This is a genomic window from Roseateles sp. GW821-FHT09B06, from assembly GCF_059418245.1.
In genome coordinates, this window is the sequence record NZ_JBWKPM010000012.1 from 132,094 (window position 1) to 139,715 (window position 7,622).

The following is a 7,622-nucleotide window of genomic DNA, read 5'->3' on the forward strand; positions in this document are numbered from 1 at the left end:
CACATACGGAGTCGCACCTTTAGGCATCGGTCCTATTGCGGATACGGCGGCGCTTCGGCTATCGCCGCATCCACGACCTGCTGCGCCCGCAGTTCCCGGGCGTGAACCACAAGCGCGTCTATCGGCTGTACAGCCAGGCGCAGCTGGCGGTGCGCAAGCGCAAGAAGGTCAGACGCGCGGCCAGCGAGCGGGTGCCGCTCACGGTGGCCAGCCGCGTCAATGAGGTGTGGAGCATGGACTTCGTTTCCGACAGCCTGGCAAATGGCCGACGCATCAAGTGTCTGACCGTGGCCGACGATTTCTCGCACGAGTGTGTGGACATCGCAGTGGACTACGGCATCTCGGGCAAGTACGTGACGCGGCTGCTGGACCGGGCTGCGCTCTTCCGCGGCTACCGCCGGCGGAGTTTGCTCAACGCCACCGGAACAACAACCGGCTGCCACGGGCTTCAAGCAACGAGATCAAGTAACCTTCAACCCGGACTTCCGCCTGACTGGTACGGCGGGAGGGGGCAGGTCAGAACCAACCTCTACGCGCAGGCGGCCTGCGCTTCCGCTCTATTTCCGAACCAGCGGAATCTGCAAGTTGGTAGGACGGTTCGCTTCCGAGTCGAACCCGCGTCCGTCGATGTTTCGCGAGCCCCAATAGAGCTGGTCACGATGAATGTAGACGAGGTCGTACTCTATGAAGTTCCTGCCCTCGACCAGCCCGAACGGCGCGAACGACTTCCCGAAGATGCTCTGCGTCCCGTTGGCCTCCCACTTCGCGTAGCCGTTGCTTGCTACCTTGTTGAGCAGATCCACAAAGCCCGGGTGCTGCGGCGTGACTTCATAGGCCTCGTCAGCGACGAAGTCAACCTTCTGGGCGCCCGCCGCGACGGGGTGATCCCCTCGCCACAGCATGTGCCCTCTGATGACAATCCGAGCCAAGGGCGCCTTGCCCAGGGGATCCGCCGAGTTGACGATGGTCAGCTCAAACCGGTCACCCGCGAAGTACTTGAAGTCTCGACTGAGGTAGAACGGCTTCAGGCTGCCATCCGCGTTCTTGAACGCGCTAGGCCTGATCTCCGGGGCGATGCTTACCCATTCCCCCACAAGGGCGCTCTTGATTTGATCGATGTTCATGGTCTGCGCTGTAGATGTCGTTGATGCGGTGCTCATGCTTGTGCTACACCCACCAAGAGCCAGCACGCACACGAGGAATCCCGCAGTAAATCCGTACGTTCGTAGTGCATTGCCACGTTCTTTCATGCGCTCGCTACCTTCTTGACTTGGGAGGGACCTAGTATTGAGAACAGCAGTCCCCTGGACTATCCAGAATCGGCAATTCGACGCCGCTGGAGCGCTTCATCGGGTCGATACGGAGCCGACGCCATGTCTTATCAGCGAGACACCTTCGAAGACTTCCACATCTACGGCGCATCGGCACCAGAGTGGAACCAGCGCTACACCCAGTTGTCCAGCGGCAAGATGCATAGCCGGCTCATGGCGGTGACTACCGACGGTATTCACATCTTTCGCAAGTGGATGAGTGAGCGCGTCGCGCAGGAAGGTTGCCTTCCGCCAGGCAAGATCTGCTTCGCCACCTTGGCTCATCCACTCGATGAGACGCCGCGCATGCAGGGCCGAGAGCTACTTGAGAACAGGCTCGTCGTTCTTCGGGAACGTGACGAGTTCTCGTTGCAGCGCCCTGGGGGGATGGAGCTGCTGGCCGTAACCTTTGACGTGGAAGACTTCAGACTTCAGTGCGATCAGATTCCCTGGTCACGGCATGCCATGGCGCTGCTACCCCGCGCCGTCGTCGACTGCGAGCCCGGATCGCTGATGCGGTTGCGCACCATGCTCACGGAAATCTCACGTCTTGCGACAAGTACCGAGCCCGCAGCTCCCATGGTCTCCGCGAGCTGTCTCGCATTCCACGCGCTGACAGAAGTTTTCGCCTCCGCCGCGGAGACGTACCAGTCCCTTGGAAGTGGCGCCGCGAGCGCCATGGTTGCCCGATGCCACCAGCTCGTTCTGGCCAGCGGCGATGCTCCGCCGAGCATCGAGGAGCTTTGTGCTCGGCTGCGCACCAGCAGACGCACTCTTCAAAACAGCTTCAGGTCGGTCGCGGACACAACGCCTGTGCACTACCTGCGGAGCCTGCGCTTGAACGCTGTTCGTCGGCAGCTTGTGACGGCTCAGCCTGGCGCGATATCCGTCACCCAAGCTGCTCTCGCGAGAGGTTTTAACCACCTGAGCCACTTCTCGGCTGACTACAAGGCCCTCTTCGGGGAATTCCCTTCGGAGTCGCTTGGGCGCTCTGTGAATCACGCCGGCTTTCGTGGAGGCCAGTTGGTGTGAGTCAGGCCGGCATGGCCTCACCGGCTGCATCTGCGCCGGCATGGCATCGCGTCACGCATTGCACGCCGAGGCGTAGAGCGCAATGATCGGCTCGGGCGTCACCGTTGGGTGGTCGAGCGAACGCATGCCTGGCTCGCTGCGTTCGGCAATCCTTCGTACGCAGAACGCGCTGCCGCCTGACTTTCAACGCAAGTCAGCTGGCCGCAAGGCCAAGGAAGAAAACCATGCGAATTGCAATTCTCGACGACTACCAGGGAGTCGCGCTCGAAATGGCGGACTGGTCGGATATCGCGGCCAAGGCGCACATCGAGGTATTCCGGGATCACGTGACCGACCAGGACACGCTGGCGAGACGCCTGGAGCCATTTGAGGTGTTGTGCGTCATGCGAGAGCGCACTCCCCTTTCACGTGCGCTCATCGAGCGCCTGCCGAACTTGCGCCTGATCGTTTCGACAGGGAGCGTCAACGCCTCGATCGATACGCAAGCTGCCAGTGAGCACGGAGTCCAGGTTGCCCACACCGGGTACTTCTCGGCGCCCGCCATCGAGATGACATGGGCGCTCATCTTGGCGGCGGCGCGGCATGTCGCCGATGAGATCGCGAGCGTGCGCCTGGGCGGTTGGCAAACCTCCATCGGTATGGGGCTCTTTGGCAAGAAGCTCGGACTTCTGGGCTTGGGCCGAATCGGGTCCGAGGTTGCCAGGATTGGCAGGGCCTTCGGGATGGAGGTGATTGCGTGGAGCGAAAACCTGACCACCGAACGCGCCGAGGAGGCCGGTGCCAAGCTGGTGTCGAAGGAGCAACTGTTCGCGCAGGCCGACGTGCTTTCCATCCATCTGGTGCTCAGTCGCCGAACGCGCGGCATTGTGGATGCGAATCTGCTGTCACAGATGAAGCGTGGCGCCGTCTTGATCAATACGTCGCGCGGTGCGTTGGTCGACGAGACGGCGCTGATCCAGGCACTGGAACAAGGATGGATTGCTGCGGCCGCGGTTGACGTCTTTGATGTTGAACCCTTGCCGTCGAATCATCCATTCCGGTCGGCAAAGAACATCCTGCCGACGCCGCATATCGGCTACGTCGTCGACGACCTCTACAAGGTGTTCTATCAGGACGCTGCAGCTCATATTCGAGAGTGGCTGGTGACCCGTCCTGGTACTCAAGGGACCTAAGGAGCCTCCTCGGGGAGCGCATTTGTCGGGCATCGGAAGTTGCTCAGGAGAGGCCTGCGGCAGGCATCCGCGTGGTGCGACAGCAAGCCTGCGATCGCCGCTCCGGAGCCCCTGAAGTTGGCCATGCGCCGTCGTCAATGCACGGCATCTATGTCCGCACTCACGCGGACGGGCTGTGGCCGGAGCCCGGCCTTCGCTCCCCACTCAGGCAAACCTTGACCAGCGAACGCACTTGCGTCGGCGAGATCGGCGCCAGGCCGAAGAGCGAGCGGTAGACGATAGGGGCAACCAACTTGTCCATTACCCACTCGACCTCGGGCGCGTCCTGCCCCCGCGCCCTGGCGCGCTCGACGATGGCACCGATCTGCCCCGCAACAATCTCCGCGCATGGGCACGGGATCTCGAGTTCCTCGGGACTTCGCGCCGAAATGACGTCGCGCAACATCGTGCGCCCTAGTTCGGAGCCCATCTCGTCGCGGTACTGGTCGGCCCAGGCCTGCAGATCGCCCTGCACGGTGCCGGTGTCCAGCGGACTGCTGTCGGGCCGCAGGCGCTCGAGGGCGACGTCGGCCAACAGTTCGGTGAGGTCGCCCCAACGCCGATAGATCGTCGATGGCGTGACACCCGCGCGCGCCGCAATCAAGGGCACGGCCAGTGCGGCTCGTCCCTGCTCTGCGATCAGTTCCTTCGTTGCGCGATGGACGGCCGCCTGCACACGTGCACTGCGTCCGCCCGGACGCGGGGTGGATCGGGTGTTCATGCACCCATGTTAACGCAAAGATTTCGCGTTAGTGATAGATTCCAGCCAAATCCACAAACGCAATTATTTTGCGTTTAACGCATGCAGAGGATATGTATGGCCCCCACCACCGCGAACGTCAAGGCAGCCGCCTCTTGGCCGCAAAGACGCCTCCCCCCTGGCGGCGCCTTGTGGCTGAAGGCCTCGCTGCTCGTCAGCTTCCTGGCCGCGTCCACCGCACCGTCACCGCTCTACGCCCTCTATCGAGAGGCCTGGGGCTTCTCGGCCCTCACGCTGACGGTGATTTTCTCGAGCTATGCGTTCGCGCTGCTGGCCGCGCTGCTGGTGTTCGGCGCGCTATCCGACCACCGCGGCCGGCGCGACGTGATCGTCGGAGCGCTGGTGCTGGAACTCGCCGCAACGGTGCTGTTCTGGGCCGCGGACTCCGTGGCGTGGCTGCTGGCGGCGCGCATCCTGCAGGGCATCGCCACCGGCATCGCGACCAGCGCGCTCAGCGCCGGCCTGCTCGACCTGCACCGTGAACGCGGCTCACTCGTGAGCGGCGTTGCACCCATGATCGGGATGGCAGCCGGAGCCCTCGGCACCAGCGCGCTGGTGCAGTTCGCCCCCGCGCCCACGCGCCTGGTGTTCGACCTGCTGGTACTGGTCTTCGCGGTGCAGATCGTGGCGGCGCTGTACCTGCCGGAGACCGCCACGCGACGGCCCGGCGCGTGGCGCTCGCTCAGGCCGCGCATCGCGATCCCGCCGCAGGCCCGGGCAACGCTGTGGCAGGTGCTGCCGGTCAACACCGCACAGTGGGCGCTCGGCGGCTTCTACTTGTCGCTCGGGCCGACGCTGGCCCGCATCGTCACAGGAAACGATGCCCCGATGGTGGGCGGCCTGCTCATCACCGCGATGGTGTTGAGCAGTGCCGCGGCTATCCTGCTCGTGCGCCAGCGGCCGCCGCGATTCGCGCTCGCCTGGGGTGCGGCGGGGCTGGCCCTGGGCCTCGGTCTCAGTCTGGCCGGCATGCAGCTGAATTCGACCGCCGCCTTCTTCTTCGGCACCGCGGTCGCGGGTCTCGGTTTCGGCTCCGCCTTCAACGGTTCGCTGCGCAGCCTCGGCGCGCTCGCGCAGGCGCATGAGCGCGCCGGGCTGATGGCCGGCTTCTACGCCCTGAGCTATCTGGCCTTCAGCCTGCCGGCGATCGGCGCGGGCCTGAGCGCGGGCCTCTTCGGCCTGCGCCCCACGGCGATCGGCCTCGGCACCACCCTGATGGTGCAGGCCGCGACGGCCCTGCTGCTGATGCGCCGGGACGCCGCGGTTCAGTCGGCCTGAATACCGCGGGTCTTGATCAGCTTGCCCCAGTGATCGGTCTCCTTGGTCACCAGCGCCGCGAGCGCGTCCGGGCCGAGGTAGCGCAGTTCGATGCCCTGCTTGATGGCGTTGGCCTGCGCCTCCGGGCTCCGCAATGCGCGTTTGACCTGCTCGCTGAGTTGCGCGACGACGGCCGCCGGCGTCCCGGCCGGGGCGAACAACGCGACCCAAGCCTCGAGCATGAAGTCCGGCAGGCCCGCCTCGGCGGTGGTCGGCACGTCCGGCAGGCCTGGGTGGCGCGTCTGGCCGGTGACGGCATAGGCCTTGAGCTTGCCGACGCGCACATGCTGCATCACCGAAGGCGGCGTGCTCATGAAGACCTGGACCGCTCCTGCCAGCACGTCCTGTATCGCCGGGCCGGAGCCCTTGTAGGGCACGTGAACCATATCGATGCCGGTGCTCTGCTCCAGCAGAGCCGTGCCCAGATGCGAAAGCGAGCCGTTGCCCTGCGATGCATAGTTCAGCCTGCCGGGGTTGGCCTTGGCATAGGCGATGAAGTCCTTCAGCGTGTTGGGTGACACGGACGGATGGACAGCGATCACGTTGGTGGCCACGGTGAGCAGCGCTACCGGAGTGAGATCCTTCTGCGCCCAGGGCAGCTTGGCAAACAACGCCGGGTTGCCCGTGTGGTAGGCAGCGGCGGCCATCTGCGACTGTGGGCGAACACCTCGGCCTTCGGCGGCTTCCTTCCCCAGCTCCTGGGAGACTTCGTCAAGTCGCATCCCCGCGTGGTGCTCGACCTGGAGGACGCCTTGAGCGAAGACGCGGTGCGCGCGGTCGCCAGGGGCGCCGCCGAGCTGGCCGTGATCGGCGAAAACACTTCCTGCGAGGGCTTGCAGACCCTGGTCTGTTACACCGACGAACTGGTACTGCTGGCCTCACCTTCGCATGAGCTCGCCCAACTGGCGAGCGTTGCGCTGGAGCGCGTGCTTGATCACGACCTGGTGGCGCTCGGCCGCTCGACCGCCCTCACCCGGCATCTCTCGGCTTCGGCCGAGACCCTGCACAAGCCGCTGCGGATCCGCGCCCAGGTACGCAGCTTCGACGCCATGGCGCGGTCCGTTGCATCGGGCCTTGGCGTCGCGATCCTGCCGCGGCTCGGCGCTTCGCCCAATGCCCTGGCCTTCGGGCTGCAGATCGTCCCGCTCACGGGGATGCGCACCGAGCGCAAGCTGCTTGTGGCGATGCGCGATCGAGTCGCCCTGTCACCCGCGGCGGCCGCACTGGTCGCCATGATCGAGCAGGCCGCCCGATCCCGTAGCTCGAGTGCCGGGCTTCCGCACAAGGCGGACGACTGAACAAGCCGGCCTGCCGCTGCTCCGCCACGACCGACCTGGGGATATCGGCCGCCTGCGCGTTTGGGTGCCTATGGCGTGAAGCCGCTGGACAACTCCAGGAAACAGCTTCGCGCTCGACTGGAGCTCAAGACACGCGCTTGATAAGCGACGGCGGAAACGCTTGCGCCCAGGCCCTTGCTGCGCCCTCCCCTCTGCGCCGACCTGCCTACAGGGCACCCGGCACATCGAGCATCGATGCATCGCTCCCGAAAAGGTCTCACCAGACAAATTCGTTTCCGGAAACTCGCGTTCCCCATCCGCATGCCGACGAAGCAGTTCCTCTCTGGCTGGCAATCTGCCGGCCCGGCCGAAATGCGGTGGCGGCATCACGCGGTGGCGGGCCGTCAGCGACCTGCGCCCTTAGGAGACAAACGTCGAGTTTCGATCTCACCGACATGACGGAGATAGGCCGCCACCACGCGCCCGTCGCGCTTCAGCGCCTCTAGATGGCGTGTGACCTGCTGCAGGTCTTCATCGGAAACATGCCGGCGATTCACGTAAAGGCCGAGCGGCTCAAGCTGGGATTCAGCCAAGCGCACGACCGTGACTCGTGCAGGCAGTTTCCTGTCATCCCTTAGTCTTACTGTGTCACAAATTGAGTCTTTCGCTTGCCCGGCCGCAGCAGGGGCACTGCCCGAGACGGGCGATCAGCTGG

8 protein-coding genes and 2 pseudogenes are annotated in these 7,622 nt (G+C 64.8%); 6 read left to right on the forward strand and 4 right to left on the reverse strand.

Annotated features, from left to right (window positions below; translation table 11 throughout):
* Positions 1 to 32: 32 nt before the first annotated feature.
* Positions 33 to 401 (forward strand): annotated as a pseudogene (locus tag AC07OQ_RS12985) (DDE-type integrase/transposase/recombinase); the annotation flags it as partial.
* A 156-nt stretch (positions 402 to 557) separates the two neighbouring features.
* Here the strand turns inward: AC07OQ_RS12985 and AC07OQ_RS12990 are convergent.
* Entirely contained in the window at positions 558 to 1,124 is a 567-nt protein-coding gene (locus AC07OQ_RS12990) for a hypothetical protein (RefSeq protein WP_495053544.1), read from the reverse strand.
* A gap of 249 nt (positions 1,125 to 1,373) precedes the next feature.
* Here AC07OQ_RS12990 and AC07OQ_RS12995 point away from each other — a divergent pair, with 249 nt between their 5' ends.
* The 3 genes and pseudogenes from AC07OQ_RS12995 (at position 1,374) to AC07OQ_RS13005 (ending at position 3,514) form a co-directional block, all read left to right on the forward strand.
* Positions 1,374 to 2,342 carry a helix-turn-helix domain-containing protein gene (locus tag AC07OQ_RS12995; RefSeq protein ID WP_495053545.1) on the forward strand — a complete coding sequence of 323 codons (969 nt, stop codon included), beginning with the start codon at positions 1,374 to 1,376 and terminating at the stop codon, positions 2,340 to 2,342.
* Positions 2,343 to 2,363: 21 nt separating this feature from the next.
* Positions 2,364 to 2,486 (forward strand): annotated as a pseudogene (locus AC07OQ_RS13000) (IS5/IS1182 family transposase); the annotation flags it as partial.
* Between the two features lie 80 nt (positions 2,487 to 2,566).
* Entirely contained in the window at positions 2,567 to 3,514 is a 948-nt protein-coding gene (locus tag AC07OQ_RS13005; RefSeq protein WP_495053546.1) for a D-2-hydroxyacid dehydrogenase family protein, read from the forward strand.
* A gap of 160 nt (positions 3,515 to 3,674) precedes the next feature.
* Here AC07OQ_RS13005 and AC07OQ_RS13010 read toward each other — a convergent pair whose 3' ends face one another.
* A complete protein-coding gene (locus AC07OQ_RS13010) occupies positions 3,675 to 4,274 on the reverse strand; it encodes a TetR/AcrR family transcriptional regulator (RefSeq protein WP_495053547.1) in 600 nt (199 codons plus the stop codon).
* 96 nt (positions 4,275 to 4,370) lie between these two features.
* On the opposite strand from AC07OQ_RS13010, the gene AC07OQ_RS13015 reads away from it, so the two are divergent.
* On the forward strand, positions 4,371 to 5,591 hold the full coding sequence (locus tag AC07OQ_RS13015; protein WP_495053548.1) for an MFS transporter: 1,221 nt from the start codon (positions 4,371 to 4,373) through the stop codon (positions 5,589 to 5,591).
* On the opposite strand, the gene AC07OQ_RS13020 is transcribed toward AC07OQ_RS13015, so the two are convergent.
* Entirely contained in the window at positions 5,579 to 6,352 is a 774-nt protein-coding gene (locus AC07OQ_RS13020) for a Bug family tripartite tricarboxylate transporter substrate binding protein (RefSeq protein WP_495053549.1), read from the reverse strand. The genes AC07OQ_RS13015 and AC07OQ_RS13020 overlap by 13 nt on opposite strands.
* Here AC07OQ_RS13020 and AC07OQ_RS13025 point away from each other — a divergent pair.
* Complete coding sequence (locus tag AC07OQ_RS13025; protein ID WP_495053550.1) at positions 6,257 to 6,928, forward strand: LysR substrate-binding domain-containing protein; 672 nt, start codon at positions 6,257 to 6,259, stop codon at positions 6,926 to 6,928. The two genes, AC07OQ_RS13020 and AC07OQ_RS13025, sit on opposite strands and share 96 nt — an antisense overlap.
* A 383-nt stretch (positions 6,929 to 7,311) precedes the next feature.
* Here AC07OQ_RS13025 and AC07OQ_RS13030 read toward each other — a convergent pair whose 3' ends face one another.
* A complete protein-coding gene (locus tag AC07OQ_RS13030; RefSeq protein WP_495053551.1) occupies positions 7,312 to 7,500 on the reverse strand; it encodes a hypothetical protein in 189 nt (62 codons plus the stop codon).
* Positions 7,501 to 7,622: the final 122 nt, after the last annotated feature.